25 protein-coding genes and 1 riboswitch are annotated in these 26089 nt (G+C 73.9%); of the genes, 13 read left to right on the forward strand and 12 right to left on the reverse strand.

Annotated elements, in window-relative coordinates; genetic code table 11:
* Both ACZ6O5_RS02775 and ACZ6O5_RS02780 read left to right on the forward strand, forming a co-directional pair.
* Complete coding sequence (locus tag ACZ6O5_RS02775) at positions 1-1314, forward strand: aminotransferase-like domain-containing protein (protein WP_465974171.1); 1314 nt, start codon at positions 1-3, stop codon at positions 1312-1314.
* A gap of 69 nt (positions 1315-1383) precedes the next feature.
* The gene (locus tag ACZ6O5_RS02780; RefSeq protein ID WP_107160278.1) at positions 1384-1635 is read left to right on the forward strand and encodes a hypothetical protein; all 252 of its coding nucleotides are present in this window, start codon (positions 1384-1386) and stop codon (positions 1633-1635) included.
* 151 nt (positions 1636-1786) lie between these two features.
* Here the strand turns inward: ACZ6O5_RS02780 and ACZ6O5_RS02785 are convergent, their stop codons facing one another.
* The 5 genes from ACZ6O5_RS02785 to ACZ6O5_RS02805 form a co-directional block, all read right to left on the reverse strand.
* Positions 1787-3223: a glycine hydroxymethyltransferase gene (locus ACZ6O5_RS02785; protein WP_465974172.1), complete on the reverse strand. Its 1437-nt coding sequence runs from the start codon at positions 3221-3223 to the stop codon at positions 1787-1789.
* An 18-nt stretch (positions 3224-3241) separates the two neighbouring features.
* A riboswitch (ZMP/ZTP riboswitch) is annotated at positions 3242-3331 on the reverse strand.
* Between the two features lie 83 nt (positions 3332-3414).
* A complete protein-coding gene (locus tag ACZ6O5_RS02790; protein WP_107160273.1) occupies positions 3415-3915 on the reverse strand; it encodes a hemerythrin domain-containing protein in 501 nt (166 codons plus the stop codon).
* Between the two features lie 108 nt (positions 3916-4023).
* Complete coding sequence (locus tag ACZ6O5_RS02795; RefSeq protein WP_465974173.1) at positions 4024-5508, reverse strand: S8 family peptidase; 1485 nt, start codon at positions 5506-5508, stop codon at positions 4024-4026.
* A gap of 115 nt (positions 5509-5623) precedes the next feature.
* Positions 5624-6487 carry an NAD(P)H-hydrate dehydratase gene (locus tag ACZ6O5_RS02800; RefSeq protein ID WP_465974174.1) on the reverse strand — a complete coding sequence of 288 codons (864 nt, stop codon included), beginning with the start codon at positions 6485-6487 and terminating at the stop codon, positions 5624-5626.
* Positions 6471-7202, reverse strand: coding sequence for a histidine phosphatase family protein (locus ACZ6O5_RS02805; RefSeq protein WP_465974175.1), 732 nt, complete (start codon positions 7200-7202; stop codon positions 6471-6473). Before ACZ6O5_RS02805 ends, ACZ6O5_RS02800 begins: the two co-directional genes overlap by 17 nt.
* Before the next feature lie 214 nt (positions 7203-7416).
* Between ACZ6O5_RS02805 and ACZ6O5_RS02810 the strand changes: the two genes are divergently transcribed.
* Both ACZ6O5_RS02810 and ACZ6O5_RS02815 read left to right on the forward strand, forming a co-directional pair.
* The gene (locus tag ACZ6O5_RS02810) at positions 7417-7746 is read left to right on the forward strand and encodes a hypothetical protein (protein WP_107160265.1); all 330 of its coding nucleotides are present in this window, start codon (positions 7417-7419) and stop codon (positions 7744-7746) included.
* 43 nt (positions 7747-7789) lie between these two features.
* Positions 7790-8764, forward strand: coding sequence for a DNA polymerase domain-containing protein (locus ACZ6O5_RS02815; RefSeq protein ID WP_357297143.1), 975 nt, complete (start codon positions 7790-7792; stop codon positions 8762-8764).
* Positions 8765-8768: 4 nt separating this feature from the next.
* Here ACZ6O5_RS02815 and ACZ6O5_RS02820 read toward each other — a convergent pair whose 3' ends face one another.
* Positions 8769-9284: an Lrp/AsnC family transcriptional regulator gene (locus ACZ6O5_RS02820; protein WP_465974176.1), complete on the reverse strand. Its 516-nt coding sequence runs from the start codon at positions 9282-9284 to the stop codon at positions 8769-8771.
* A gap of 63 nt (positions 9285-9347) precedes the next feature.
* On the opposite strand from ACZ6O5_RS02820, the gene pdhA reads away from it, so the two are divergent.
* From pdhA to ACZ6O5_RS02840, 4 genes are all read left to right on the forward strand, one after another.
* Positions 9348-10553, forward strand: coding sequence for a pyruvate dehydrogenase (acetyl-transferring) E1 component subunit alpha (gene pdhA, locus ACZ6O5_RS02825; protein WP_405089671.1), 1206 nt, complete (start codon positions 9348-9350; stop codon positions 10551-10553).
* Positions 10553-11557: an alpha-ketoacid dehydrogenase subunit beta gene (locus tag ACZ6O5_RS02830; protein WP_281941706.1), complete on the forward strand. Its 1005-nt coding sequence runs from the start codon at positions 10553-10555 to the stop codon at positions 11555-11557. The genes pdhA and ACZ6O5_RS02830 overlap by 1 nt, the downstream gene beginning before the upstream one ends.
* Positions 11554-13056 carry a dihydrolipoamide acetyltransferase family protein gene (locus tag ACZ6O5_RS02835; RefSeq protein ID WP_465974177.1) on the forward strand — a complete coding sequence of 501 codons (1503 nt, stop codon included), beginning with the start codon at positions 11554-11556 and terminating at the stop codon, positions 13054-13056. Before ACZ6O5_RS02830 ends, ACZ6O5_RS02835 begins: the two co-directional genes overlap by 4 nt.
* 219 nt (positions 13057-13275) lie before the next feature.
* A complete protein-coding gene (locus tag ACZ6O5_RS02840; RefSeq protein ID WP_465974178.1) occupies positions 13276-14547 on the forward strand; it encodes a L,D-transpeptidase in 1272 nt (423 codons plus the stop codon).
* Between the two features lie 59 nt (positions 14548-14606).
* Here ACZ6O5_RS02840 and ACZ6O5_RS02845 read toward each other — a convergent pair whose 3' ends face one another.
* Entirely contained in the window at positions 14607-15626 is a 1020-nt protein-coding gene (locus tag ACZ6O5_RS02845; protein ID WP_465974179.1) for an SMP-30/gluconolactonase/LRE family protein, read from the reverse strand.
* Between the two features lie 226 nt (positions 15627-15852).
* Between ACZ6O5_RS02845 and ACZ6O5_RS02850 the strand changes: the two genes are divergently transcribed.
* Positions 15853-16206 (forward strand): anti-sigma factor antagonist, encoded by a 354-nt coding sequence (locus tag ACZ6O5_RS02850; RefSeq protein ID WP_357297135.1) that lies wholly within the window; start codon positions 15853-15855, stop codon positions 16204-16206.
* A 55-nt stretch (positions 16207-16261) separates the two neighbouring features.
* Here ACZ6O5_RS02850 and ACZ6O5_RS02855 read toward each other — a convergent pair whose 3' ends face one another.
* On the reverse strand, positions 16262-16630 hold the full coding sequence (locus tag ACZ6O5_RS02855; protein WP_281941700.1) for an FKBP-type peptidyl-prolyl cis-trans isomerase: 369 nt from the start codon (positions 16628-16630) through the stop codon (positions 16262-16264).
* Between the two features lie 169 nt (positions 16631-16799).
* Positions 16800-17357, reverse strand: coding sequence for a DoxX family membrane protein (locus ACZ6O5_RS02860; RefSeq protein WP_281941697.1), 558 nt, complete (start codon positions 17355-17357; stop codon positions 16800-16802).
* Between the two features lie 217 nt (positions 17358-17574).
* Here ACZ6O5_RS02860 and ACZ6O5_RS02865 point away from each other — a divergent pair, with 217 nt between their 5' ends.
* Positions 17575-18273 carry a CBS domain-containing protein gene (locus ACZ6O5_RS02865; RefSeq protein WP_465974180.1) on the forward strand — a complete coding sequence of 233 codons (699 nt, stop codon included), beginning with the start codon at positions 17575-17577 and terminating at the stop codon, positions 18271-18273.
* A gap of 13 nt (positions 18274-18286) precedes the next feature.
* On the opposite strand, the gene ACZ6O5_RS02870 is transcribed toward ACZ6O5_RS02865, so the two are convergent.
* Positions 18287-19003 (reverse strand): helical backbone metal receptor, encoded by a 717-nt coding sequence (locus ACZ6O5_RS02870; RefSeq protein WP_465974181.1) that lies wholly within the window; start codon positions 19001-19003, stop codon positions 18287-18289.
* A gap of 56 nt (positions 19004-19059) precedes the next feature.
* Positions 19060-20142 (reverse strand): DICT sensory domain-containing protein, encoded by a 1083-nt coding sequence (locus ACZ6O5_RS02875; RefSeq protein ID WP_465974182.1) that lies wholly within the window; start codon positions 20140-20142, stop codon positions 19060-19062.
* Positions 20143-20277: 135 nt separating this feature from the next.
* On the opposite strand from ACZ6O5_RS02875, the gene ACZ6O5_RS02880 reads away from it, so the two are divergent.
* Both ACZ6O5_RS02880 and ACZ6O5_RS02885 read left to right on the forward strand, forming a co-directional pair.
* Positions 20278-21141 carry a PDDEXK family nuclease gene (locus tag ACZ6O5_RS02880; protein ID WP_465974183.1) on the forward strand — a complete coding sequence of 288 codons (864 nt, stop codon included), beginning with the start codon at positions 20278-20280 and terminating at the stop codon, positions 21139-21141.
* Between the two features lie 247 nt (positions 21142-21388).
* Positions 21389-22675, forward strand: coding sequence for a hypothetical protein (locus tag ACZ6O5_RS02885; RefSeq protein WP_465974184.1), 1287 nt, complete (start codon positions 21389-21391; stop codon positions 22673-22675).
* 429 nt (positions 22676-23104) lie between these two features.
* On the opposite strand, the gene ACZ6O5_RS02890 is transcribed toward ACZ6O5_RS02885, so the two are convergent.
* Positions 23105-23452 carry a histone-like nucleoid-structuring protein Lsr2 gene (locus ACZ6O5_RS02890; protein ID WP_425786957.1) on the reverse strand — a complete coding sequence of 116 codons (348 nt, stop codon included), beginning with the start codon at positions 23450-23452 and terminating at the stop codon, positions 23105-23107.
* Between the two features lie 222 nt (positions 23453-23674).
* On the opposite strand from ACZ6O5_RS02890, the gene lon reads away from it, so the two are divergent.
* Positions 23675-26011, forward strand: coding sequence for an endopeptidase La (lon, locus tag ACZ6O5_RS02895; protein ID WP_465974185.1), 2337 nt, complete (start codon positions 23675-23677; stop codon positions 26009-26011).
* The last annotated feature ends 78 nt before the right edge of the window (positions 26012-26089 follow it).

Here is a 26089-nt window from a genome sequence, read left to right on the forward strand (position 1 = left end):
GTGGAACCGGTGGACCTGACCGTCGAGGCGCTGCACGGCAGCGTCGGCGACCCGGCGTTGAACTCGATGAACTTCCTCAACGAGGTGGCACAGCACTATCCCGACGCGGTGTCGCTGGCCGCCGGTCGGCCGTACGAGGAGTTCTTCGACTCGGCGCTGCTGCCCGGCCACCTGGACCGGTTCCGCGCGCACCTCGCCGACGACCTGGGGCTGAGCCCGGCCCAGGTGGACCGGACGCTGTTGCAGTACGGCCGGACCAAGGGCATCGTGCACCACCTCATCGCCCGCCACCTCGCCGTCGACGAGGGGCTCACCGTCGACCCGGAGACGATCGTGGTGACGGTCGGCTGCCAGGAGGCGATGTTCCTGGTGCTGCGCGCGTTGCGGGCCGACCCGGCCGACGTGCTGTTCGCGGTGGCGCCCACGTACGTCGGGCTGACCGGCGCGGCCCGCCTGGTCGACCTGCCGGTGCGTCCGGTGGCCGGCGGCCCGGACGGCGTCGACCTGGCCGACCTGCGGGCCGGGGTGCGTCGGGCCCGCGCCGAGGGGTTGCGCCCGCGCGCCTGCTACGTGATGCCGGACTTCGCGAACCCGTCCGGGGTCAGCATGGACACCGCCCAGCGCCGCCGGCTGCTCGACCTGGCCGCCGAGGAGGAGCTGCTGCTGATCGAGGACAACCCGTACGGCCTGTTCCCGGCCGCCGGCGTGGACCGCCGTCCCACGCTCAAGGCGTTGGACACCGCGCGCCGGGTGGTCTATCTCGGCTCGTTCGCCAAGACCGTGCTGCCCGGCGCGCGGGTCGGCTACGTGGTCGCCGACCAGCGGGTGGGCGGCGCGGACGGCACGGTCGGCCCACTCGCCGACCAGCTCGCCAAGATCAAGAGCATGGTCACGGTGAACACGTCCCCGATCAGCCAGGCGGTGATCGGCGGCGCGCTGCTGGCGCACGACTGTTCACTTGTCGCCGCGAACGTCCGGGAGCGGGCCGCGTACGCCCGCAACCTGCGCCACCTGGTCGACGGCCTGGCCCGCCGCTTCCCGGCCGGCGGGCCGGTGGGCTGGACCGTGCCGGCCGGCGGTTTCTTCGTGGTGGTCACCGTGCCGTTCCCGGTCGACGACGCGCTGCTGCACCGCTCCGCCCGGGAGTACGCCGTGCTCTGGACCCCGATGGCGCACTTCTACGACGCCGGCACGCCGGTGAACGCGTTGCGACTGTCGGTGAGCGCGGTCACCCCGGCGCAGATCGACGTGGGCCTGGACCGGCTCGCGGCGCTGGTCGCGGACACCACGGCCGCGGTGGGCGCGCCGGCCTGACCCCGCAGGGTCGTGGTTCCGGCACCACCCGTGTTCCCCGGCGACCCGGTGTCCGTTGATAATGGACGGATGGTTGCCTGGGAGTACGCGTTGCTGGTCCGCCGCTATCAGGGGCAGGGCCGGAATTTCCACGTCTCGTTCGTCTGGTACGGGCCGGACGGGTCCCGCACCGACGTGACCGCGTACGGCGACACCGCGGTCGCGCACCTCAACCGCGTCGGCCGGGAGGGCTGGGAGCTGGTCACCGCCGCCGAGGACGTGAACAACGTGCAGGGCAGCACCGAGGTGCACCGCTACCACCTCAAGCGCCCCCTGCGCTGACCCCCCCACCCCCGCCCCCCGCCCCCCACCCGCCCCACCCACCCCCTTTTGTTGATCAAGGAGTTTGCGTCAGTTCCGGCGTGCCGGCCGACGCAAACTTCTTGATCAACTTCGATGACGGTGGGTGGGGGGTGGGGGTGGGTGGGTGGGTTCAGGCCAGGGTCACCTCGGGGTAGAGGGGGAACGGGGCGAGCAGGTCGGCGGCCTGCTTGCCGACCTGCTCGGCCACCGCCGGGTCCAGGACGTACTTCGCCTTGGACGGGGAGCCGTCGGGGCCGGTGCCGGGGCTGGTGCGGTCGAGCACGGTGTGCATCAGCTCGGCGGTCGCGTCCATCTCGGCGGCGCCCAGCCCCCGGGTGGTCAGCGCCGGCGTGCCGATCCGGATGCCGGAGGTGTACCACGCGCCGTTCGGGTCCTGCGGCACCGCGTTGCGGTTCGTCACGATGCCGGAGTCCAGCAGCGCCTGCTCGGCCTGCCGGCCGGTCAGGCCGTAGCCGGACACGTCGATGAGCACCAGGTGGTTGTCGGTGCCGCCGGTGACCAGCGACGCGCCCCGGCGCAGCAGGCCGTCGGCGAGCGCCTGCGCGTTGTCCACGATCCGCTGGGCGTAGTCGGCGAAGTCGGGGCGCCGCGCCTCGGCCAGCGCCACCGCCTTGGCGGCCATCACGTGCGGCAGCGGGCCGCCGAGCACCATCGGGCAGCCCCGGTCGACCTGGTCGGCCAGCTCCGGGCCGCAGAGCACCATGCCGCCGCGCGGCCCGCGCAGCGACTTGTGCGTGGTGGTGGTGACGATGTGCGCGTGCGGCACCGGGTCGAAGTCGCCGGTGAAGACCTTGCCGGCGACCAGGCCGGCGAAGTGCGCCATGTCGACCATGAACGTCGCGCCGACCTCGTCGGCGATCTCCCGCATGATCCGGAAGTTGACCTTCCGGGGGTACGCCGAGTAGCCGGCGACCAGGATCAGCGGCCGGAACTCGCGGGCCGCCTCGGCCACCTTGTCGTAGTCGATCAGACCGGTGGCCGGGTCGGTGCCGTAGCTGCGCTGGTCGAACATCTTGCCGGAGATGTTGGGCCGGAAACCGTGGGTGAGGTGGCCGCCGGCGTCAAGCGACATGCCGAGCATCCGCTGGTCGCCCAACTCCCGGCGCAGCGCGAACCAGTCCTCCTCGGTCAGGTCGTTGACGTGGCGCTTCTGCGCCTTCTTCAGCGCGGGGGACTCGACCCGGTCGGCCAGGATCGCCCAGAAGGCGACCAGGTTGGCGTCGATGCCGGAGTGCGGCTGCACGTACGCGTGGGCGGCCCCGAACAGCTCCCGGGCGTGCTCGGCGGCGAGCGCCTCGACGGTGTCGACGTTCTGGCAGCCGGCGTAGAAGCGACGACCGACGGTGCCCTCGGCGTACTTGTCGCTGAACCAGTTGCCCATCGCCAGCAGCGTCGCGGGGGAGGCGTAGTTCTCGCTGGCGATCAACTTCAGCGACTCGCGCTGGTCGGTCAACTCCGCCCCGATGGCGTCCGCCACCCGCGGCTCGACGGCGCGGATCACCTCCAGCGCGCTGCGGAAGGCGGTGGACTCGGCGTTGTGCGACATGCGACCTCCTGGTGACGTGCGGAAGGCCCAGGCGCTCGGCATGCGTCCTCATGACGAGGCCGCTCCCCGATGGTGCTCCATCTCCACGCGCCAGTCACGGCCCGTGCCGATCCTATCCGCCCGCCCCCGGTGTAAGGACGGGCCCCTTCCTAACGCCTCGCGTCGAGAAGGGGCCCCTTCTCACCGGTGCGTCAGGCGTCCACGGCGTCGCGTGCCTTCTTCAGCGCCTTCGGGGCGGTCGGCGTCTTCGGCGCCGTCGGCCGCAGGTCCAGCATGCGCTGGCCGATCTCCTGGAGCTGGTTCCGGCCGAGCGCCTCGCGCACCTTCGGGAACCACTCCTGCTCCTCCTCCTCGACGTGGTGCAGCACGTTCTCCATCAGCACCGTCGTCTTGGCCACGAACCGCTCGTCGTCGGCGTCCATGGCGTGCAGTTCGAGGCAGAGCACGTCCGCCACGTGGTGTTCCTCGTACGACTCGAGGATGTCGTCCTCGACGTCCGGGACCAGCTTGCGGACCTCCGGGTACATCACCTCGTTCTCCAGGTAGGTGTGCACCGTCAGCGCCTCGAGGATCTGCGTGACGACCTTCCCGCGTCGGCTCGCCGGCCCGTCCTCGGCGTCCTGGAACGCCTTGAACAGGCGGCGGATCTCCTTGTGGTCCTCCTTGAGCAGGACGATCGCGTCGGTGGACACCGGATTACCTCCTAGGTCGACTGATCTGGCCCCCCTACCCGGCGTCCGACCAGGACAAACAGACCGGGCCCGGCGATCACGCCGGGCCCGGTCCGCGGGTGCGGTCGGTTACCTCACCACGGTGTACGCGTCGACGACGCCGGCGCCGTAGAACCCGTTACGCGCCCCACCGGAGCAGGTCGCGTCGTACGCGTTCGGGCCCGTCGGGATCAGCGGGACCGGGTTGTAGACGCCCGCCGGGCAGGGCTGGGCGGTGGCCGTGCGCTCCAGGAACGACGACAGCTGGCCCGGGGTCATGCCCGGGTGCGCCGACAGCGCCAGCGCCGCGACGCCGGTGGCGTGCGGGCCGGACATCGACGTGCCCTGCTTGTACCCCCACCCGTTGGTGCGGGTGACGGTGTTGAAGGTGGTCGACAGGATGCCGTCGGTCGACGTGGAGCGCGCGCCCTGGGTCCGGAACCGGGTGTCGCCGCCCGGCGCCGTCACGTCGATCACGCCCTGCCCGTACGAGGAGTAGTAGCTCTTCGCGCCGGTCGGCCCCACCGCGGCCACGGTCACCACGCCGGGCGCCTCGGCCGGCAGGTCGAGGCAGGCGTTGGTCAGGTTCTCGCGCTCCTCCGGCGTCCCGTTGTTCGGGCTGCCGGTGTCGGTGATCTTGTGAGCGAGGTCGTAGTTCGAGTTGCCGGCGGACGCCACGTTGAGCACGCCCTTGGACTGCGAGTAGCGGATCGCCCGCTGCACGGCCTGCCACACCGGGCGCTGCCGCGCGTCGTTGCGGCAGTTCAGCTCCCACGGGTCGATGTAGTAGCTGTTGTTGGTCAGCCGCATCCCGTGGTCGGCGGCCCAGAGGAACCCGCAGACCGCGGCCTCCGGGAAGATGTAGCCGTCGTTGTTGACCACCTTGACGGCGGCCACCTTGACCCCCGGCGCGACGCCGGTGACGCCGACGCCGTTGATCGCCGCGGCGATGGTGCCGGCCACGTGCGTGCCGTGGTCGCTGTTGGTCGGGTTCCACGCCGCCTCGGTGGTGTCGGTGACGCCGCCGACGCAGGACGTGCTCTTGTCCTTGGCGATCTGGGTCGCCAGGTCCGGGTGGGTGCTGGAGATGCCGCTGTCCAGGACGCCGACGACGACGTCCGGGCGGCCGGTGGTCACCGCGTGGGCCTGCGGGACGTGGATCATGTCCATGTCCCACTGCTGGCCGTAGAGCGGCTCCCGGGTGGGGTCGCCGGTGGCGTCGGCGACCTGCGCCGCCGAGACCTCGACGGTCTCGCCCTCGTCGAGGGCGGTGCCCAGGCCGGCGGTGGAGGCGACCGACTCGACGCCCGCGCCGGCCACCCGGGCGGCGAAGTCCGGGTTGGTCGAGCGGGCGACCAGCACGCCGATCTGGTCGTAGGCGGCCACCACGGTGCCGTCGGCGGCGGCCACCCGGGCGGCGGCCTTGCCGGTGGTGGCGCCCTGCGGGGCGAGGACCAGGTACGACGTCTCCGGCCCGGCGGCTGCCGCCGGCGCCAGGCCGCCGGTGACGGCGAGACCGGCGCCGAGCGTCACGGCGGACGCGGCGGCCAGTGTCTTGCGACGAAGATTGTTCACACGTACTCCCAGGGGGCCGATCCGGTGGAGGACGCGCAGACTGCACGCCCTTCACCGGATCGGCGCGCGGATGTCGTGTGGTGTTACACACACCCTCGTCACCGCGTGTCGGCCGTCAGACCGTCGCGATCGTGTACGGGATCTCGTCGAGCAGCTCACGGGCCAGGAAGCCGATCCGGCCGTAGCGGGGCACCAGCCGTTGCCCGCTGACCGCGTGCGCGAACGCCGCCCAGCACGCCGCCTGCGCCGGGTCGGCGCCGCGGGAGAGCAGCCCGGCGAGGAGCCCGGCCCGCACGTCGCCGCTGCCGGAGGTGCCCAACCCGGCGTCGCCGCTCTCCTCCCGCCAGGCCCGGCCGTCCGGGGTGGCGATGTGCCCGTACAGCGAGACCACCGCGTCGTACCGGCCGGCCAGCTCCACCGCCTCGGCGTCGAGGTCGTCACCGGGGTCCCGGCCGAGCAGGTGGCGGGCCTCGGTGAGGTTCGGCGTGAGCACCACCCGGCGGCCGGAGCCGGCCAGCAGGTCCGGCTCGTGGCTGAGCGCGCCGAGCGCGTACGCGTCGAGCACCAGGGCGGTCTCCCGGTCGGCCGTGTCCAGCACCAGGCGCAGCAGTTCCCGGGTGGCGTCGATGTCGGTCAGTCCGGGGCCGACCGCCACCACGTCCGCGTCGGCGATCAGGCCGCCCAGCAGGTCGCCGGGGTCGCCCCGGACCGCGCCCTCGCCGGTCTCCGGCAGGCCGACCACCAGCGCCTCCGGGACCTGGATGCTCAGCGCCGTGGCGGTGGACTCGGGGGCGGCGAGCTGGAGCACGCCGGCGCCGGCGCGCAGCGCGGCGACACCGGCCAGCAGCACCGCTCCGGGCGTGAACCGGGAACCGCCGACCACCAGCACCGTGCCGCGCGCCTCCTTGCCGCCGGAGGGCACCGGCAGCGCCCAGTCCCGCAGCAGCGCGGGGGTGATCACGTCAGACCGGCTCGGCATGGACCTCGTCCTCCCTGGTGGGCCGCGCCCCCTGCCGGTGCAGGTGGGTCACGTCGTTGAACATCTCCGGCACGAGCCGGCCGGCGTCGTCGGCCCGCCAGCCGGTCACCGAGCAGTTCGCGATCACGTGCTCGCGGGTGAGCGTCATCAGCTCCGTCTCGGTGAGCCCTTCCACCAGGTAGCGGAGCAGGAAGACCAGCGCGTCGTGGCCGAACAGCAGCACCCGGCCGCCCTCGTGGTCGCGGCGCAGGTCACCGAGGAGGGCCCGCAGCCGCAGCGCCACGTCGGTCCAGGACTCGCCGCCCGGCGGACGGTAGTAGAACTTGCCGAGCCGGTCCCGCCGCCGGGCCTCCTCCGGGTGGCGCCGGCGCACGCCGTGCCCGGTGAGCCCGTCGAGAATGCCCAGCTCCCGGTCGCGCAGCCGCTCGTCGCGGCTCATCGGCACCCCGGTGCCGGCCAGCGCCAGCTCGGCGGTGCGCACCGCGCGCAGGTACGGCGACACCACCGCCACCTCGGGCCGGCGCTCCGCGGGCAGGCCGGCCAACCACCGGCCGGTGGCCCGGGCCTGCTCCTCGCCGGTGGGCGACAGCGGCACGTCCGCGTCCCGGTGGGTGAGGTCGATCAGTTCGGCGCCGGACGTCTCGGCCGCGGTGGCCGCGACGTTCGCGGTGCTCTCACCGTGCCGGACGATCCAGAGCGCTGCCAACTCCGCCATGCGGCTCCCCGTACCCGACGCCCGGCGCGGGTAACCGCGCCGGCCCGGTCGGGCAGAAGTGCGGGACGGTGCCCGGTGCCTGGTCCGCCGCCCAGTAGTCGGTGGCCCGTGCCGCCCGCCGCCCGCCGTCCGCCACGCGCCGGACGGGGCAGCGCGGCGCGCATCGATCCGGCAAGATGTCGCCGGGTCGGGCGGCCCGGCCGGGGAGGTGCGCATGTCGACGGTGGTTCAGGGGCTACGGGAGGCCCTTGTGCTCTTCGTGGTCGCGGTGGCGGCGATCACGGTGGCGGTCGGCGTCTGGGTGGCGGTCAGCGGCGGTGACTTCGTGCACCGGGTCGGTGTGGCGTTCATGCTGGTCGGAGCCGTGATCGGGATGACCGGCGACCTGACGCTGAGCCGGATCGGCATGCTGCCGGCCCGGTCCACGTTCGGGCTGGCGCCGGAGCGGGAGGACGGCGGCGGCGGCCGGGTGCTCACCGGCGTCGGCATCTTCCTGTTCGTCTCGGTGCCGCTGATCGTGGTCGGGATCCTGCTGATCACCTGACGGATGCCCGCGCGCCGGCGGCCGGTGCCCTACGGTGGGTGGGATGGCGACCACGGCGGCCGAGGAGATCCGGGTGGGGGAGCGGCTGGTCCGCGTCTCCAGCCCGGACAAGCCCTACTTTCCCGAGCGCGGGCTGACCAAGCTGGACGTGGTGCGCTATTTCCTCTCCGTCGGCGACGGCGTCCTGCGCGCGCTGCGGGACCGGCCCACCATGCTCGAACGCTGGCCGCGCGGCGTGTTCGAGGGCGCGACGATCGCCACCCGGCAGACCAACCGGGGCGACGCGTTCTACCAGAAGCGGCTGCCGGCCGGGGCGCCCGACTGGGTGCGCACGGCGCACATCACGTTCCCCAGCGGACGGACCGCCGACGAGGTGGCGCCGAGCGAACTGGCGGTGGTGATCTGGGCGGCGAACCTGGGCACGCTGCGGTTCCACCCGTGGCCGGTGTCGACGGCCGACGTGGAGCACCCCGACCAACTGCGCATCGACCTGGATCCGATGCCGGGCGTGGAGTTCGCCCAGGTGGTGCCGGTGGCCCACGAGGTGCGCGCGTTCCTCGCCGAGCTGGGCCTGGAGGGGTACCCGAAGACCACAGGCGGCCGGGGTCTGCACGTCTACCTGTCGATCGAGCCGCGGTGGAGCTTCGGCGAGTGCCGGCGGGCGGTGCTGGCGCTCGGCCGGGAGATGCAACGCCGGCGACCGGACCTGGTCACCACCACCTGGTGGCGGGACCAGCGTGACCGGCCGGTCTTCGTCGACTACAACCAGATGGCCCGCGACCACACCATGACGTCCGCGTACTCGATCCGGCCCACGCCGCGGGCGCTGGTGTCGGCGCCGCTGGACTGGGCCGAGCTGGACGACGCCCGGCCGGAGGACTTCGACGTGCTCAGCATGCCGGCCCGGTTCGCCGACCGCGGTGACCCGCACGCCGGCCTGGACGGTCGGCGGCACTCGTTGGCGCCGCTGCTGGAGTTGGCCGACCGCGAGGGCCTGGAGTCGCCGCCGGAGCGGTGAGCCGTCAGGCCCAGGGGCTCAGTGTTCCGTCGAACTCCTCGAAGACCAGCCAGGTGCGGGTGGAGAGCACCCCGGCGATGCTCTGCACCCGGTCCAGCACCACGTCGCGCAGCGTGGCGTTGTCCGGCGCGCGGACCAGCGCCAGCACGTCGTGCTCGCCGCTGAGCAGCGCCGCGTGCTCGATGTAGCGCACCTGGGCCAGCTCGGCGGAGACCTCCCGCCAGGTGTTCTGCTCGATGGTGAGCGCGATGTACGCCGAGGTGCCCAGCCCGGCCGGCTCCGGCGCGACCCGCGCGGTGAAGCCGGTCAGCACGCCGTCGCGCAGCAGCCGCTCCACCCGGGCGTACGCGTTGGTGCGGGAGACGTGCACGCGGTCGGCGAGCGTCCGGATGGAGAGCCGGGCGTCCGCGACCAGTTCGCGCAGGATCCGCCGGTCGACCTCGTCGAGCGGGCCGGCCGAACGTCCCGTTCCGCCCGTCGCGCCCGCTGTGATGCCGGTATCCTGGCTCACTTCGCTCATCCTCCCGTGCCATTCGTCCCGCGTTCAGCGCGGATGTTGAGTCAATCATCCATGGGCAGGAGCATAGGTCCACCACACGTCCAGGAGGTCCCCGCCGTGACGACCACACCCCAGGCGGTCCGCAGGGCATCCCCGCGCACCCGCCGGCCGGCCACCCCGGCCGTCCCCGACCCGTCGGCCGGCCTGCTGCCGCAGCCCGAGCCGGTTCGGCTGCTGAACCCGGACGGCACCGCGCTGCCGGCTCGCGACGACTATCCGGAGCCGCCGGTCGAGACGCTGCGCGAGATGTACCGGCGGATGGTCGTCGGCCGCCGCTTCGACACCCAGGCCACCGCGCTGACCAAGCAGGGGCGACTCGCCGTCTACCCGTCCGCCCGTGGCCAGGAGGCCTGCCAGGTGGGCGGCGTGCTCGCGCTGCGCGACTCCGACTGGGTCTTCCCCACCTACCGGGAGTCGATGGCGCTGACCGCGCGCGGCCTCGACCCGGTCGAGGTGCTCACCCTGCTGCGCGGCGACTGGCACTGCGGCTACGACCCGGCCGTCACCCGCACCGCGCCGCAGTGCACGCCGCTGGCCACCCAGTGCGTGCACGCCGCCGGTCTCGCCTACGGCGAGTCGTACCAGGGCCGGGACACCGTGGCGCTGACGTTCATCGGCGACGGCGCCACCAGCGAGGGCGACTTCCACGAGGGGATCAACTTCGCGGCCGTGTTCAAGGCCCCGGTCGTCTTCCTGGTGCAGAACAACAAGTACGCGATCAGCGTGCCGCTGTCCCGGCAGACCGCCGCGCCGAGCCTGGCGTACAAGGGCGTCGGCTACGGCGTGCCCAGCGAGCAGGTCGACGGCAACGACCCGGTGGCCGTGCTGGCGGTGCTCAACCGGGCCGTCGCGCACGCCCGCGCCGGCAAGGGCCCGTACCTGATCGAGGCGCACACCTACCGGATGGAGCCGCACACCAACGCCGACGACCAGACCCGCTACCGGGACGCCGACGAGGTCGAGGCGTGGCGCGACCGCGACCCGATCGCCCGGCTGGAGGCGTACCTGCGGGCCCGGGGCGTGCTCGACGACGCCGCGGTCGCGGCGGTCGCCGAGGAGGCCGAGGCGTACGCCGCCACGCTGCGCCGCCGGATGGACGAGCAGCCGACGGTGGACCCGCTCAGCCTCTTCGAGCACGTCTACGCCGAGCCGACGCCGCAGCTCGTCGAGCAGCGGGAACTGGTCCGGGCCGAGCTGGCCGCGGCCCGCGACGAGGAGGGGGACGCCTGATGGCCACCGTGACCATGGCGAAGGCGCTCAACGCCGCGCTCGCCGACGCGCTGCTCGACGACGAGCGGGTGCTCGTCTTCGGCGAGGACGTCGGCCAGCTCGGCGGCGTCTTCCGGATCACCGACGGGTTGCAGGCCCGCTTCGGCGACAAGCGCTGCTTCGACACCCCGCTCGCCGAGGCCGGCATCGTCGGTTTCGCGGTCGGCCTGGCCATGTCGGGGCTGCGGCCGGTGGTGGAGATGCAGTTCGACGCGTTCGCGTACCCGGCGTTCGAGCAGATCGCCTCGCACGTGGCGAAGCTGCGCAACCGCACCCGGGGCGCGCTCAGCGTGCCGATCGTCATCCGGGTCCCGTACGCCGGCGGCATCGGCGGCGTGGAGCACCACTGCGACTCGTCCGAGGCGTACTACGCGCACACCCCCGGCCTGAAGGTGGTCACCCCGGCCACCGTCGACGACGCGTACTCGCTGTTGCGCGCCGCGATCGACGACCCGGACCCGGTGGTGTTCCTGGAGCCGAAGAAGCTCTACTTCTCCAGCGGCGAGGCGGAGCTGCCGGCGCGTACCGCGCCGATCGGCACCGCCGTGGTGCGCCGGCCGGGCACCGACGCGACGCTCGTCGCGTACGGGCCGGCGGTGCCGGTGGCGCTGGCCGCCGCCGAGGCGGCCCGCGAGGAGGGCTGGGACCTGGAGGTGGTCGACGTGCGCAGCATCGTGCCGTTCGACGACGCCACGGTCACCGCGTCGGTGCGCCGTACCGGCCGCTGCGTGGTGATCCAGGAGGCGCAGGGCTTCGCCGGGGTCGGCGCCGAGATCGCCGCCCGGGTGCAGGAGCGCTGCTTCCACGCGTTGCACGCGCCGGTGCTGCGGGTGTCCGGGCTGGACATCCCCTACCCGGCGCCGATGCTGGAGCACACCCACCTGCCCTCGGTGGACCGGGTGCTGGACACCGTGGCCCGGTTGCAGTGGGACGACCAGCCCGACACCCGGTGGGCAGCCGCATGAGCGAACGCACCGAGCGGAGCGAGGGCCGTGAGGGCTTGCCCGGCAAGCACGGCGTGACCGCCACCGTGGGGACCCGTGACTTCCTCCTGCCCGACCTGGGTGAGGGGCTCAGCGAGGCGGAGATCGTCGAGTGGCGGGTCGCGGTCGGCGACGTGGTCACCGTGGACCAGAGCGTGGTCGAGGTGGAGACCGCCAAGGCCGTGGTCGACGTGCCCTGCCCGTACGCCGGCCGGGTCGTCGCGCTGCACGGCGCGGCGGGTGAGGTCCGCCCGGTCGGCCAGCCGCTTATCACCATCGCGCCGCTCGACGGCGGCGACGCCCCCGACCCACACGCCACCTACCGCGAGGAGGAGCGGGCCGGCTCCGGCAACGTCCTGATCGGCTACGGCACCGGGCACGGCGGTGCGGGCCGGCGGCGTCGCCGACCCCGCCTGGCGCTCGCCCCCGAACCCGGCGCACCCGCCCCGGCGGAGCCCGGTCCCGCGCTCGCGGCCGGCTCGCCGGCCCGGACCGACCCGGAGGCGGTGGCCGGCTCGTCGGTCCCGGCCGGCTCGACCGCGTCGGCGGACCGGACGCCCGATCCGGCGCGGACCGGTGATCGGGCCTCGGCGCCGCTGGTCATCTCGCCGATCGTGCGGCGGCTGGCCAGGGAGCAGGGGATCGATCTGGCGTCGGTGCGCGGCACCGGGCCGGGCGGCGTGATCCGTCGGGCGGACGTGGAGACGGCGCTGGCCGCGCCGACCGCCCGGCTGGCGGCCGTGCCGGACGCGCCGGACGCGCACGTCGGGCTCGTCCCGGCCGGCGACGGCGACGTGGTCGTCCCGCTCACCGGCATCCGTAAGGCGATCGCCGACAAGCTCTCCCGCAGCCGCCGGGAGATCCCCGAGGTGACCATCTGGGTCGACGTGGACGCCACCGGGCTGCTGGAGACCCGGGCCGCGATCAACGCCGCCACCCCGGACACGCCGGTGAGCATCCTGGCTCTGCTGGCCCGCGTCTGCCTGAGCGGCCTGCGGAGGTATCCGCAGCTCAACGCGCGCGTCGACACCGAGGGGCAGCGGATCGTGCAGTCCGCCGGCGTGCACCTGGGCATCGCCGCGCAGACCGACCGGGGCCTGGTCGTGCCGGTGCTCCGCGACGCCCAGCGGCTCACCACCGGCGAGCTGGCCGCCGCGCTGGCCGAGACCACGGCGGCGGCCCGCGCCGGCACGCTGCCCCCGGCCCGGCTGACCGGCGGGACGTTCACGCTCAACAACTACGGCGTGTTCGGGGTGGACGGCTCGACGCCGATCATCAACCACCCGGAGGCGGCGCTGCTCGGCGTCGGCCGGATCGTGGACAAGCCCTGGGTGGTCGACGGGCAGTTGGCGGTCCGGAAGGTGACCCAGCTCAGCCTCACCTTCGACCACCGGGTCTGCGACGGCGGCGTGGCCGGCGGGTTCCTGCGCCACGTGGCCGACTGTGTCGAACGCCCCGCCGTGCTGATCGCCAACGTCTGACCCCGACGGCCGCAGCCCCTGTCCCGGGGCTGCGGCCGTCCGCAGGGGAGCGCGACGCCCGGGACGGGCGATACCGGTCGTCGGGCCCGCCGACTCCCGATCCGGCCGCCGCCGCCCCATTTCACGCAGCCGTTTACGAGCAATTCCGCCGAAGGCGCCACACCGTGACGACGGGCCTACAGAATGTGGGCGAGGGGGTGCCGAAATGGGGGACGGAATATGTTTGTGAGGCGGCGACTGACGCTTTTCGCGATGACCGTCGCGGTCGCGCCACTCGCGGTCGGCGCGTGCACCGCCGGCCCGAAGTCGGTGGCGAAGCGGGCCGAGGCGGCCCCGCCGTCGGTCACGGTGACGCCGGTCGACCGGGCCCGCGACGTGCCGATCAGCGCGGAGGTGGGCACGAGGGCCAGCAACGGCAAGGTGACCGGCGTCAAGCTGATCGACGACAGGGGCCGCCCGGTGCCGGCCCAGGCGCGGGAGGACGGATCCGGTTGGGTGCCGGACCGCCCGCTGGCGAATTCCCGGACGTACACGGCCGAGGTGACCGTGAGCGGCGATTCCGGGAAGACCACGACGCGGAAGACGACGTTCACGACGATGGCCAAATCCACCAAACCGGCCGTCACCAGCGAATTGTATCTCCAGGACAAACAGACGTACGGAACGGCGATGCCGGTGGTTCTCGGTTTCGATCCGCCCATTCCGGAACAGGCGCGGGCGGACGTGCAGCGCCGGCTGTTCGTCAGGACGGACCCGCCGCAGCCGGGCACCTGGTCGTGGATGGCGGACGGCAAGCAGGCCGAGTACCGGGCGCCGGACCGCTGGCAGCCCGGCACCCGGATCAGCGTGCGCAGCGCGCTGGAGGGGTTGCCGATCGGGACGGACGCGGTGGGTGACACCGACCGGGTGGCCACCGCCAGGGTGGGCCGGCAGGTGTCGCTCGACATCGACAACACCACCAAGCAGATGACCGTCTACCAGGACGGCAAGGTGCTCAGGAAGTTGCCGGTCAGCCTCGGCAAGCCGAGCACGCCGAGTTCCAGCGGCACCATGGTGATCATGGAGAAGCACGAGCACACCACGTTCGACACCCGCGGCGAGCCGGACGGCGGCTACGTGGTCGACGTGGACGACGCCCAGCGGCTGACCTGGGGCGGCGAGTTCATCCACTCGGCGCCGTGGTCGGAGGGGGAGCAGGGCTACAACAACACCTCGCACGGCTGCACCAACGTGTCCGCCGCCGGCGCGGACTGGCTGATGGGCGTCACGCAGGTCGGTGACCTGGTGACCGTCAAGGGCACCGAGGTGCAGCTCCAGCAGGGCAACGGCTTCACCGCCTGGAACGTGAGCTGGGACGAGTTCGCCAAGGGCAGCGCGCTGCCCGTACCGGCGGGGTTGAAGCCCACGCGGAGCCCGACGCCGCACCCGGGTGCGGTGGCCGGCGGGTCGTCGCCCGCGCCCACCCCGTCGGCGAGCAACAGCGGCGGCTGAACCAGGGGAGGAACGGCCACGGGCCGGCCCGCGTCCGCGCGGGCCGGCCCACGTCGACCTCAGTCCAGGTCGACGCGGGCCACGCCGGTCGCGGTCAGGCTGCCCAGCCAGAGCTGCCGGCCGTGCTGCCGGACGCCGGTCACCATCGGGTACGCGCCGCCGGAGCCGTGCAGCGTCCGCAGCACCCGCCCGGCGCCGTCGACGAGCGCGACCAGACCGTAGCGGCGCGGCTGCGGCTGCACCGCGCCGGGCAGCAGCGCGACGAGCTGCCGGACCCGGGGGTGGGGCAGCAACCGTTCCATGATCGGCAGTCGGGGGCTGGGCAGCGCGATCCAGTACATCCCGTCGCCGACGGCGGAGACGTTGTCCGGATACGCCGGCAGGTCGGTCAGCACGGTGGCCCGCCCGGTCGGCAACTCCACCCGCAGCAGCCGGTGGGTGGCGGTCTCGACCAGCATCAGCGCCGACTCGTCCGGGGTGAGCGCCAGCCCGTTGGGGAAGTAGAGCCCGTCGGCCACCACGTCGGTGCGTCCGGTGCGCCTGTCGTACGCCAGTACCCGCCCGTTGGGCCGGTGCTCCAGCAGGTCCCGTTTCCAGTGCGAGAGCGGGAAGCGGTCGGACGAGTCGGTGAAGAACACGGTGCCGTCCCGGGCGACCGCGGCGTTGTCGGCCAGATGCACCGGCGGCGCGGTGCCGGTCAGCTCGTGCACCGCCCCGGCCGGGTCGACCCGCAGCAGCCCCCGGTACGCGTCGCAGACCAGCAGCCCGCCGTCGACCGGGTCCAGCTCGATGCCGAGCGGCCGGCCGCCGGTCTCGGCGAGCAGCGTCGGGCGGGTGCCGGCCGGCGCGTCGGCCGGCCACCACCAGAGCCGGCCGTCCTCGTCGCCGCTGACCGCCCGCCCCTCGGCGTCGATCACCACGTCCTCCGGGCCGTGCCCGCCCTCGGGCAGCGGCAGCAGGTCGGCCCGGTCCAGCCGGGTGTCGGTGGCGGCCCAGGCCCCGGCCAGCGGCGGCGGCACGGTGGCCGGCTCACGGACCGGGCGGATCAGCAGGGGGACGCGCGGGCGGGGAACGACCATCGGCTCATTGTGACCCGGCCGACGCGACGCGGGGGAGTCCGTCGCGGCGTGTCCGGCCCGCCGGTCCGCCCCACGGTGGTCGGGGGCGCTGCCGCGGGCCGCTCGACCCGGCCGGCGGGCGGCTGCGGGATGACCCTGAGACGGCTCGGGGTCGGCACCCGGGCGCACCCCGGAACCCCGGGGCCGAGCAGCGGAAACTGTCGGTGGGCGAGGGTAGGTTTGGGGCATGACAGACGACCGCTTCGAGGTGGCGACGGAGGTGCTCGACCACGTGGTCGAGCTGCGTCCGGTCGGCGAGATCGACATCGCCACCGTGGCGGCGTTCCGGGCCGCGTTGTGGGCCGCGCCAGCGCGGCCGGTGGTGCGGGTCGACCTGTCCGGCGTACGGCTGCTCTCCGCCGCCGGGGTGCGCACCCTGGCCGCCGCGCACCTGCGCGTCCGGGCGCGCGGTGGCGAGCTGGTGCTCGTCGATCCCGCGCCGGTGGTCGCCCGGGTGCTGCGGGTGACCGGCCTGCACCGGGTCGTGCCGGTGCGCGAGTCGGGCCCCGCGCGGGAGCTGCTGACCTGCGCCGCGGCCTGACCACGGGACCGGGCCGCCGGCATCGCGCCGACGGCCCGGCGGCCGGTGGAGGGGCTCAGCGCACGCCGAGCAGGTCCACCACGAATACCAGCGTCTCGTTCGGCTTGATGACGCCGCCGGCGCCCCGGGCGCCGTAGCCCAGGTGCGGCGGGATGGTGAGCCGCCGCCGGCCGCCCACCTTCATGCCGATCACGCCCTGGTCCCAGCCGGCGATGACCTGGCCGCCGCCGAGCGGGAACTCGAACGTCTCGCCCCGGTTCCACGACGCGTCGAACTCGCGGCCGGTGGAGTGGGCCACGCCCACGTAGTGCACGCTGGCGAGCTGGCCGGCGTGCGCCTCCGGGCCGTCGCCGACCGTGAGGTCCTCGACGACGAGATCGGCGGGCGGCGCGCCCTCGATCGGGCCAACCTCGGGCTTCTCCATGAGCGGGTCTCCTCGGTGCTGACGGTGTGGTCACCGTCGATCCTGCCGGATCGCGACCGGCCGATACGCGCCGGTCCCCCCACCCGGGACGCGTCGGCGGGGCGGAGCCGGGCGCACGACGGGGCGGGCGCCGCCTGCCGGCGACGCCCGCCCCGGGGGCGACCTGCGCTCACCTCAGCCAGGGGAGGCGCTGGACCAGGGGGAGCTTCGCCCAGGCCCGGCCGAGGCCGAGGGTGTTGCCGGCGCCGACCAGGGCCAGGCCGGCGAGCAGGCCCGCGTAGATGAGGTGGTCGTCCATGACGGGGTTGTTCTCCGGGGGCAGCACCGCCGTCCACATCAGCACCAGGAGCAGCCCACCGGCGACGGCGGCGATCCGGATGCCGATGCCGAGCAGCAGGGCCACGCCGATGCCGAGCAGGCCGAGCATGAACAGCCAGTCCGCCCAGGCCGCGCCGGCGATGTCGTGGTAGACGCCCTCGAACGGGCCGGCCACGCCGAAGCCGAGGAAGCCCTTGGTCGGGCTGCCACCGTTGATCCAGGCGTTCTTCGCCGGGGTCTCGTGGCCGAGGCCGAACATCTTGTCCAGGAACGCCCAGAGGAAGATCCAGCCCAGGGCGATCCGCAGCCCGGCCCAGACGAACCGGGTGGCCTTCTGGCGGGGGGTCTCGACCGCCGGGGCGATGGTGTCGGCGGGGGTCCGCTCGATTGTCGCGGTCATGGTGTCCACGTCCCTTCTGTGCCTCGCACCGCGCTTCCCGGTGGCAGTTCCATTCCACTCCCGCGCGGTGATCCGGAGCAGGGCCGTCGGGGCCCTGAGGACCGGGTCCTTGGTCCCGTCCCGACCCGGTCCGGTCGACCCGTCCGCGACCGGTCCGCCGCCCCTGCCGCGCCGTCCGTGGGCCGCCTAGCGTCGCCGGTGAGGGACCCGGTGCGAGGAGGTCGTGATGAGGACATGGCAGGTGGCCGACGTGATGACCAGGGACGTCGCGACGGTGGACGCGGAGACGCCGTACCGGGACGTGGTGGACGTGCTGGTGCGGGAGCGGGTCAGCGGGGTGCCGGTGGTGGACTCGTTCCACCGGGTGCTCGGCGTGATCTCCGAGGCGGATCTGCTGCACAAGGTGGAGTGGTCCGGCCGCATCGAGGAACGCCGGGTGTTCGAGGGGCGGCGCCGGCGGGCCGCGCGGGAGAAGGCGGGCGCGCTGGTGGCCCGGGACCTGATTACCGCGCCGGCGGTCACCACCCACGGGCGGGCGTCGCTGCCGGCCACGGCCCGGCTGATGGACCGGGAGGCGGTCAAGCGGCTGCCGGTCCTCGACGACCTTGGCCGGCTGGCCGGCATCGTGACCCGCGGCGACCTGCTCCGGGTGCACCTGCGCTCCGACGCGGAGATCCGCGAGGACGTGGTGCAGGAGGTGCTGCGTCGGGTGCTCGCCGTCCGGGACGGCCTGTTCACGGTCCAGGTCCGCGGCGGAGAGGTCGCCCTGGACGGACGGCTGGACCGACGCAGCGCCGTCGAACTCGCCGGCCGGCTGGCCGGTCAGGTCGCCGGCGTGGTCGCGGTGCACAACGCCGTCGGGTACGACGTGGACGACACCACGCTGAGGGAGCTGGACCCGGTGCACGCCACCCCGATCGCCTGACCGGGTCGCCGCCTCAAGCCGGCGTGGCGAGCTGCGCGGCGAGCAGTGCCGGCGCCTCGGCCAGTGACGGGCCGTACCAGGTGAGGTGCCGGCCGGAGACCAGCGCCGCCGGCACCCCGGGGAACGCCTCCGGTCCGTCGTCGGCGGTGAACCGGTACGGCTCGTCCGGCAGCACCACCAGCTCCGGCGACCGGGCGCGCAGCGCGTCGAGCGTCGGGCGGGGATAGCGTTCGGGGTCGTCGGCCCAGGCGTTGGCCACGCCGAGCCGACGCAGCACGTCCCCGGCGAACGTGTCCCGGCCCAGCACCACCCACGGGCGGCGCCACACCGGCACCACCGCGGTCGGGACGTGCTCGGGGACGGGCGGCGCGGCCCACGCCCGGCGGGCCGCCCGCAGCCAGGACGGTTCGACCGACACGCCGAGCGCCCCGACCAGCGCGCCGAGCTGGTCGAGCGCCTCCGGCACGGTACGCGGGAAGGTGACCCGCACCGGCACCCCGGCCGCGCGCAGCGCCTCCGCGTCGGCCAGCCGGTTCTCCTCCTCGTTGAGCAGCACCAGATCGGGCGCGAGGGCGAGGACGCGATCCAGGTCGGGATACTTCGTCCCGCCGACGCGGGCGACGTCCAGCCCGGCCGGGTGCGTGCACCAGTCCGTCGCGCCGACCAGCGCCTCCGGCCGGGTCGCCGCGACCGCCTCGGTCAGCGACGGCACCAGCGACACCACCCGCACGACGTGCTCCCCTCGTCCCGGCGCCCGTGGCGTGACAGTGGTGGGCGGACGACCGGTCAGCGGGCGCCGGCCGGGGCGGGCTCCGGCGGCAGACCGGCCACCGGCACCCCCTCCCGCACCGCCCACTCCACGGCGGCCCGCAGGTCGTCCGTCGGCAGCGGCCGTCGGGTGGTCACCGCGACCGCGGCGTGCATCGTGTACGCGACGAACGGGTACGACCGCGCCAGCGCCGAGATCGCCTCGTGCAGCCGGCCCACCACGGCCAACGCCTCCGGTTCGGAGAGCGCGGGCAGGACGAGGTGGAACTCGTTGTCGGCGACGCGTACCGCCCGGTCCACCGGCCGCAGCACGCCGGTGACCGCGCCGAGCACGGCCTGGCCCTCCCGGGCGGTGCTGCGTCGGCCGAAGCGTTCCGGTGCGCCGGCCGGCTCGTCGACCCGCAGGCCGACCAGCGCCACCGGCAGCGTGCCGGAGGCGGTCACCCCGTCCGTGCCGGTCCACCGGCGCAGGGCGGGCTCGTCGAGCATCCCGTCCGTCGGCTCGGCCGGTCGCGCGTTCCGGTCGCCGCGCCGGGCCAGCAGCCGGAGCGCCGCCTCGGCCCGGGACTCGCCCGGCGCGGCCGGGATGTCCCGTACCCGGGCGACCGCCTCGTCCAGCGCGGTTCGGGCCGGGCCGGGCAGCCGCTCGGCGAGCTGTTCGCGCAGCCGGATGACCTCGTGCAGCGCCGCGTCGCGGCGGAACCCCCAGCGACCGTCGAAGAGCCGACCGGCCTCCAGCGTCGGCGCGGGCGCGACCTCGGCCCGGTCGTACGCCACCAGCGTGCCGCCGAAGCGTGGGGTCAGCGCCACCACGCTCCACTCCCGCGCCAACTCCTCCGCCTCGTCCAACGCCACCCCGTACACCCGGTCGGGCAGGTCCGGCGGCGGGCCGCCGACCATGGCGACCACCGTCGCGGCGGCCCGGCCGGCGATCCGCCGGTAGATCTCCCGCTCCCGGGCGAAGTACGGCAGCCGCTGGAACAGCGCGAACACGACGAGCGGGCCGTCCTCCGCCTCGGCCAGCGCCGCTCGTTCGATGGCGTGGGATACGGCGACGAGGCTGCGTTTGGTGAATCGCTCCGGGGTCCGTCCGCTGTGCACCCGCCGAGCCTAGAGGGCCGACCCCGACGGCGCACCGCCCGACGGGTACCCGGATTCCGCCGCACCGCCGAGGCGATCGCCATGATCGACGCCATACACTCGGACGTCGACCGAGCGACGGACGGATTGTGCGAGATGACCAGCACCGGCAGTGTGGCCGCCTCCTGGCTGCGGCCGATCCCGACCGCCACGCCGGCGCGGCTGGCCCGCGCCGGCCACGTCGGGTACGCCGACCGGCGCCTCGGTGAACTGGTCCAGGGCCGGCCGCCCGGTGTCACCGGCAGCCAGTGGAGCACCGCCGGCCGGGCCGGCCTCGACCTGGTGGTGTGCGCCGCCGACACCGGTCGGCCACGGTTCGCCGTCCGGTTCGCCGCGCCCGCGCCGGACGGTTCGCCGGCCCGCCGGGCCGAGCGGCTGACCGACGCGGTCTGCGACGCCGTGGGCCTGCCGCTGCTGCGCGTCGAGTCACCGACGCTCGGCGGCGAGCAGGTTCGCCGGTTCGTCGAGTACGTGCTCGACGCCCGCGCCTACGCGGCCGGCACCGGCTCGGACGGCGGGGAGGCGGTCGGGTTCCGCGACATCGTGGGCCGGTTGCCGGACGGCCGACGCGGCCCGGTCAACGACCTCGGCGCGGTGGCCCGCGCCGCCGCGGTCCAGGCGTACGTGGCGGGCCGGCTGGCCGACCCGATCGTGCGTGGCCTGCACGTGCGGTGGACCGGTGGCCCGGCCGAGGGCTGGAGCTGGGTCGAGGTGCGGCCCGGTCGCTGCCGGGTGGAGCGGGTGCGACTGACGTCCCGCGGCTTCTCCTGCGGGGTCGATCCGGGTCGGCTCGCCGAGGACCTGGCCGCCACGGCGTTGGGGGAGAAGCTGCGTGACCCGGCCGCCGACGAGGCGTCCCTGACGGACCGGACCGAACTGCGCGAGCAGGTGCGGCGCCTCGCCGACCGGCGGGAGTCCTTCGACGGCGGCTTCGCCTTCGACCATCTCTGCGTCGACTGACCGGCCGCTCCGGCCACCGGCCGGCCCGCCGATTTTTTTCTGATCCCCGGTTGAACCTTCGCCGTCGGCGCTCCGTACCTAAGCGGGAATGGACGCAGATCTTCCGCCGCGCCCGGACGGCGCGGAGACGGTGCGGAAAGGGCACCGTCGGCCATTGACGCGCGGCTCCGACGTCGCAGTGATCTCACCCCGAAGAATTCCGCCGGGATCACCAGTCAACTACCGGATCGAGAAGGAGAACAATTCGATGCGCAGGTCCACACGGGCGCGCCGGTCATCCGGTAACGCGCGGAGCAAGCGGATGCTGGCCGTGGTCGGCACGCTTGCGGTCTTCGGCGGCATCGTCGCCGTCACCCAGATCTCGTCCGCCCAGGACCGGCGGACGACCACCCGCGCGGCCTCGGCGTCCTGCGTGGCCCCGAGTGCGGGCGCGACCGCGCCGGGCGGCCAGGGCAGCACCACCCGGACCTGGCAGAACGGTCGCTGGGTCCGCAACCACTGGGGTGACGGCCAGATGTCGGCGGCCGAGTGCCAGCAGACCAAGGGGGGCGGCGCCGGCGCCGGCACCCCGACCGTGACCTGCCCGGACGTGAAGAGCAAGCTGCCGCAGGTGCCCGCCCGGGCGCGCGCCGAGGTGGACCGCAACCTGGCCCTGCTGGACAACCAGATCGCCGAGGCGAACCGACGCCTCGCGGCGGACGGTCGCAACGGCGGCGACTTCATCAACAACGCGATCCTCCGGCCGCTCGCCGACAAGCGGACCGCGACGTTGAACCGGATCGCCACCGCCATCGGGCGGGGCGGCCAGCGTCCGCAGGGTCTGGACAAGCTCGCCCCGTGCGCGCTGACCGACAACGCGCAGAACGGCGGCAACACCGGCGGGGCCAACAACGGCGGCAACACCGGTGGCCAGAACGGTGGCAACAACAACGGTGGCCAGAACGGCGGGAACAACAACGGCGGCGGCCAGAACAACGGCGGCAACAACGGCCTGAACGTGCTGGCCAAGGACTGCGCCAACAGCAAGTTGGAGGCGCACAACGGCTTCCAGAACGGCAACCGTTGCGTGAGCACCGCGTTCGGTGAGGTCGGCGCCGCGGCGAACAACCCGTCGCTGCTCATCACGCAGTTCCCCAACCAGGTGCAGCGCAACCAGCCGTTCACGCTCCGGGTCACGACGAGGAACCTGGTGCGGGACCGCTTCCTCGCCGCCGGGCAGGGTGGCTACTACCTGGAGAGTTCGCTGCTCAACGACCAGGGTCTGGTCCGCGGTCACTTCCACACCGCGTGCCGGATGCTCGGCAGCACCCGCCAGCCCCCGAACCCGCAGGACGTGCCGGCCTTCTTCGTCGCCACCGAGGACGGCCGGGGCGGGTCCCAGCCGGACGACGTGCTGATCCAGATTCCGGGTCTGCCGGACTCGGGCCTGGCCCAGTGCTCGGTCTGGGCCGGCGACGGCTCGCACCGGATCCCGATGATGGAGCGGGCGAACCAGACCCCCGCCATCGACGTGGTGCGCATCCAGGTCAACTGACCCGCACGCCGACGGCCGGAGCCGCCCGGGTACGCCCGGGCGGCTCCGGCCGTCTCGCGGGGGAGTCGGTCGCGGCGGAGTCGCCGGTCGGACTTCCGGGCTGAGTCGTCGGTGCCGTCGCTCCGGTGTGCGGCCGGTGGCTCGCCGCCCGTCGCGGAAGCCCGCGGCGGCGCTGTCCGTCCGCCCGCCCCGTCCGGCGGCCCCCGGGCGCCGGCGACGGGACCCGGGGGCGGACCGCGCATCGGCCGGGTCGTCGCTGCGGTCAGCGCGAAAGGCGGGGTGCGGCAGGGTCACGCACCGCGCGGTGCGCGCCGAGAAAGTTGCTGCCGAGTCGATCGAGCCGGCTGAAAATTGTCGACCAAAAAAGCCGGTCGGGGCCCCGCTGATTCCCAGCGTGACCCCGTGGCGCCCGACCGTGAACCGGGAGCCTCAGCGGCTCTTGTACGCCTCCACGACGGAGACCGGGATGCGCCCGCGCTCGGAAATCTCGTAGCCGTTCTTGGCGGCCCATTCGCGGATCGCGCGGTTCTGCTCGCGGTCCATTCCCGAGGTGCTCGGCCGGGTGACGCGCCGCGCCGCGCGGCCGGCGTCGACTGGTCCGCGGCCGATGCGCCGGCCAGCGTTGATGTACGGGTCCAGCGCTTTACGCAGGACGCCCGCGTTCTCGTCGGAGACGTCGATCGTGTAGGCCACGCCGTCCAGGCTGAACTCGACGGTCCGATCGGCCTTTCCGCCGTCGAGGTCGTCCGTCAGAACGGTGATTACTTTCCTTGCCATCGCCATTACTCCCTGTGTCGGGCGGGGTGTGGCTAAGAGTTTGACCTACCTGGCGGTAATTCCGCAACAATACCCGACACTTTCCATTCGGCGGGTCGGGGGAAACGATGGACCGCCAATAGGGCCGGAGGGGGCGGACGTGGCCTGGGTCACAAGCTGGAACAAGGTGCACGGTTTGTTACTTGAGTCAGACACGCTCAACCAACTGATGGCAGGTGTTCGATGGCAACTCTTCCGGTACTTCCCCTGACCGACGCCGTCCTGCTGCCCGGGATGGTCGTCCCGGTGACCCTCGACCCGACCACCCAGGCCGCTGTCGACGCCGCCCGCGCCACCGGCGACAAGACGCTGCTGGCGGTGCCCCGCATCGACGGCGAGTACGGCTCGGTCGGCGTGGTCGCCACCCTCGAGAAGGTGGGCCGACTGCCCAGCGGCGAACCGGCAGCCGTGGTGCGCGGCATCGCCCGCGCCCGCATCGGCTCCGGCGTGCCCGGCCCGGGCGCGGCGCTCTGGGTCGAGGCGACGACCCTCGACGAACCCGCGCCGGCCGGCCGGGCCCGGGAACTGGCCCGCGAGTACCGCGCGCTGATGACCTCGGTGCTTCAGCAGCGCGGCGCCTGGCAGGTCATCGACGCCATGGAGCGGATGACCGAACTCTCCGAGCTGGCCGACTCGGCCGGCTACGCGCCCTGGCTCAGCCTGGCGCAGAAGACCGAGCTGCTCGCCGCGCCGGACGTCACCGCCCGGCTGGAGCTGCTGGTCGGCTGGGTGAAGGAGCACCTGGCCGAGCAGGAGGTCACCGAGCAGATCAACACCGATGTCCGGGAGGGGCTGGAGAAGTCCCAGCGGGAGTTCCTGCTCCGGCAACAGCTCGCCGCGATCCGCAAGGAACTCGGCGAGGACGAGCCGGACGGCTCCGCCGACTACCGGGCCCGGGTCGAGTCCGCCGACCTGCCGGACAAGGTCCGCGAGGCGGCCCTGCGCGAGGTCGGCAAGCTGGAGCGGGCCAGCGACGCCTCGCCCGAGGCGGGCTGGATCCGTACCTGGCTGGACACGGTCCTGGAGATGCCGTGGAGCACGCGTACCGAGGACAACACTGACCTGGCCGCGGCCCGGGCGGTGCTCGACGCGGACCACGCCGGCCTGGCCGACGTGAAGGACCGCATCCTGGAATACCTCGCGGTGCGCAACCGCCGCGCGGAGCGCAACCTCGGCGTGGTCGGCGGACGCGGCTCCGGCGCGGTGCTCGCCCTGGCCGGCCCGCCCGGCGTCGGCAAGACCAGCCTGGGCGAGTCGGTGGCCCGGGCGCTGGGTCGCACCTTCGTCCGGGTCTCGCTGGGCGGGGTGCGGGACGAGGCCGAGATCCGGGGCCACCGGCGCACCTACGTCGGCGCGCTGCCCGGCCGCATCGTGCGGGCGCTGCGTGAGGCCGGCTCGATGAACCCGGTCGTGCTGCTCGACGAGGTCGACAAGCTGGCCGTCGGCTACTCCGGCGACCCGGCGGCGGCGCTGCTGGAGGTGCTCGACCCGGCGCAGAACCACACCTTCCGTGACCACTACCTCGAGGTCGACCTCGACCTGTCCGACGTGCTCTTCCTGGCCACCGCCAACGTGGTGGAGAACATCCCCGGCCCGCTGCTGGACCGGATGGAGCTGGTCACGCTGGACGGCTACACCGAGGACGAGAAGGTGGCCATCGCCCGGGACCACCTGCTGCCCCGGCAGCAGGAGCGGGCCGGGCTGACCGCCGACGAGGTGACCGTCGCCGACGAGGCGCTGGCGCTGGTCGCCGGGGAGTACACCCGGGAGGCCGGCGTCCGGCAGCTCGAACGGGCCCTGGCGAAGATCCTGCGCAAGGTGACCGTGGCGTTGGCGTCCGACCCGGCGCCGGTCCGCGTCGACACCGCCAACCTGGCCCGCTACCTGGGTCGGCCCAAGTTCACCCCGGAGTCCGCCGAACGTACGGCGGTGCCCGGCGTGGCCACCGGCCTGGCCGTCACCGGCGCCGGTGGGGACGTGCTCTTCATCGAGGCGACCAGCATGGAGGGCGAGCCGGGCCTGACCCTCACCGGTCAGCTCGGGGACGTGATGAAGGAGTCGGCGCACATCGCGCTGTCCTACCTGCGCTCCAACGGACGACGCCTCGGCATCGACCCGAACGCCCTCGCCGGGCGGCGGATCCACGTGCACTTCCCGGCGGGCGCGGTGCCGAAGGACGGTCCCAGCGCCGGCATCACCATGGTCACCGCGCTGGCGTCCCTGGTCACCGGCCGGCCGGTGCGGCCCGAGTTCGGGATGACCGGCGAGGTGACGCTCTCCGGCCGGGTGCTGTCCATCGGCGGCGTGAAGCAGAAGCTGCTCGCCGCGCACCGGGCCGGCCTCACCGAGGTGATCATCCCGAAGCGCAACGAGCCGGACCTGGACGACCTGCCGGCCGAGGTGCGCGAGGCGCTGACCGTGCACACCCTCGCCGACGTGGCGGACGTGCTCGCGCTGGCGCTGCGTCCGGCCGAGGTCGACGCCCAGAGCCTCGGCGGCCAGCCGCTCACCGCGGCCTGACCGGCCCCGTCGAACCCCCGTCGCCCGCCGGGCGGCGGGGGTTCGTGGTGCGGAACGCAGGAGGCAACCATCGTCGGG

This window comes from Micromonospora sp. NPDC049201, assembly GCF_055586805.1.

What these genes read in the sequence shown, in the direction of transcription:
- ACZ6O5_RS02780 (WP_107160278.1), top strand. Translation starts at nt 1,384, where the DNA reads ATGGTTGCCTGGGAGTACGCGTTGCTGGTCCGCCGCTATCAGGGGCAG.
- ACZ6O5_RS02785 (WP_465974172.1), bottom strand. Translation starts at nt 3,223, where the DNA reads ATGTCGCACAACGCCGAGTCCACCGCCTTCCGCAGCGCGCTGGAGGTG.
- ACZ6O5_RS02800 (WP_465974174.1), bottom strand. Translation starts at nt 6,487, where the DNA reads ATGCCGAGCCGGTCTGACGTGATCACCCCCGCGCTGCTGCGGGACTGG.
- ACZ6O5_RS02805 (WP_465974175.1), bottom strand. Translation starts at nt 7,202, where the DNA reads ATGGCGGAGTTGGCAGCGCTCTGGATCGTCCGGCACGGTGAGAGCACC.
- ACZ6O5_RS02810 (WP_107160265.1), top strand. Translation starts at nt 7,417, where the DNA reads ATGTCGACGGTGGTTCAGGGGCTACGGGAGGCCCTTGTGCTCTTCGTG.
- ACZ6O5_RS02815 (WP_357297143.1), top strand. Translation starts at nt 7,790, where the DNA reads ATGGCGACCACGGCGGCCGAGGAGATCCGGGTGGGGGAGCGGCTGGTC.
- ACZ6O5_RS02820 (WP_465974176.1), bottom strand. Translation starts at nt 9,284, where the DNA reads ATGAGCGAAGTGAGCCAGGATACCGGCATCACAGCGGGCGCGACGGGC.
- ACZ6O5_RS02830 (WP_281941706.1), top strand. Translation starts at nt 10,553, where the DNA reads ATGGCCACCGTGACCATGGCGAAGGCGCTCAACGCCGCGCTCGCCGAC.
- ACZ6O5_RS02835 (WP_465974177.1), top strand. Translation starts at nt 11,554, where the DNA reads ATGAGCGAACGCACCGAGCGGAGCGAGGGCCGTGAGGGCTTGCCCGGC.
- ACZ6O5_RS02840 (WP_465974178.1), top strand. Translation starts at nt 13,276, where the DNA reads ATGTTTGTGAGGCGGCGACTGACGCTTTTCGCGATGACCGTCGCGGTC.
- ACZ6O5_RS02845 (WP_465974179.1), bottom strand. Translation starts at nt 15,626, where the DNA reads ATGGTCGTTCCCCGCCCGCGCGTCCCCCTGCTGATCCGCCCGGTCCGT.
- ACZ6O5_RS02850 (WP_357297135.1), top strand. Translation starts at nt 15,853, where the DNA reads ATGACAGACGACCGCTTCGAGGTGGCGACGGAGGTGCTCGACCACGTG.
- ACZ6O5_RS02855 (WP_281941700.1), bottom strand. Translation starts at nt 16,630, where the DNA reads ATGGAGAAGCCCGAGGTTGGCCCGATCGAGGGCGCGCCGCCCGCCGAT.
- ACZ6O5_RS02865 (WP_465974180.1), top strand. Translation starts at nt 17,575, where the DNA reads ATGAGGACATGGCAGGTGGCCGACGTGATGACCAGGGACGTCGCGACG.
- ACZ6O5_RS02880 (WP_465974183.1), top strand. Translation starts at nt 20,278, where the DNA reads ATGACCAGCACCGGCAGTGTGGCCGCCTCCTGGCTGCGGCCGATCCCG.
- ACZ6O5_RS02885 (WP_465974184.1), top strand. Translation starts at nt 21,389, where the DNA reads ATGCGCAGGTCCACACGGGCGCGCCGGTCATCCGGTAACGCGCGGAGC.
- ACZ6O5_RS02890 (WP_425786957.1), bottom strand. Translation starts at nt 23,452, where the DNA reads ATGGCAAGGAAAGTAATCACCGTTCTGACGGACGACCTCGACGGCGGA.
- lon (WP_465974185.1), top strand. Translation starts at nt 23,675, where the DNA reads ATGGCAACTCTTCCGGTACTTCCCCTGACCGACGCCGTCCTGCTGCCC.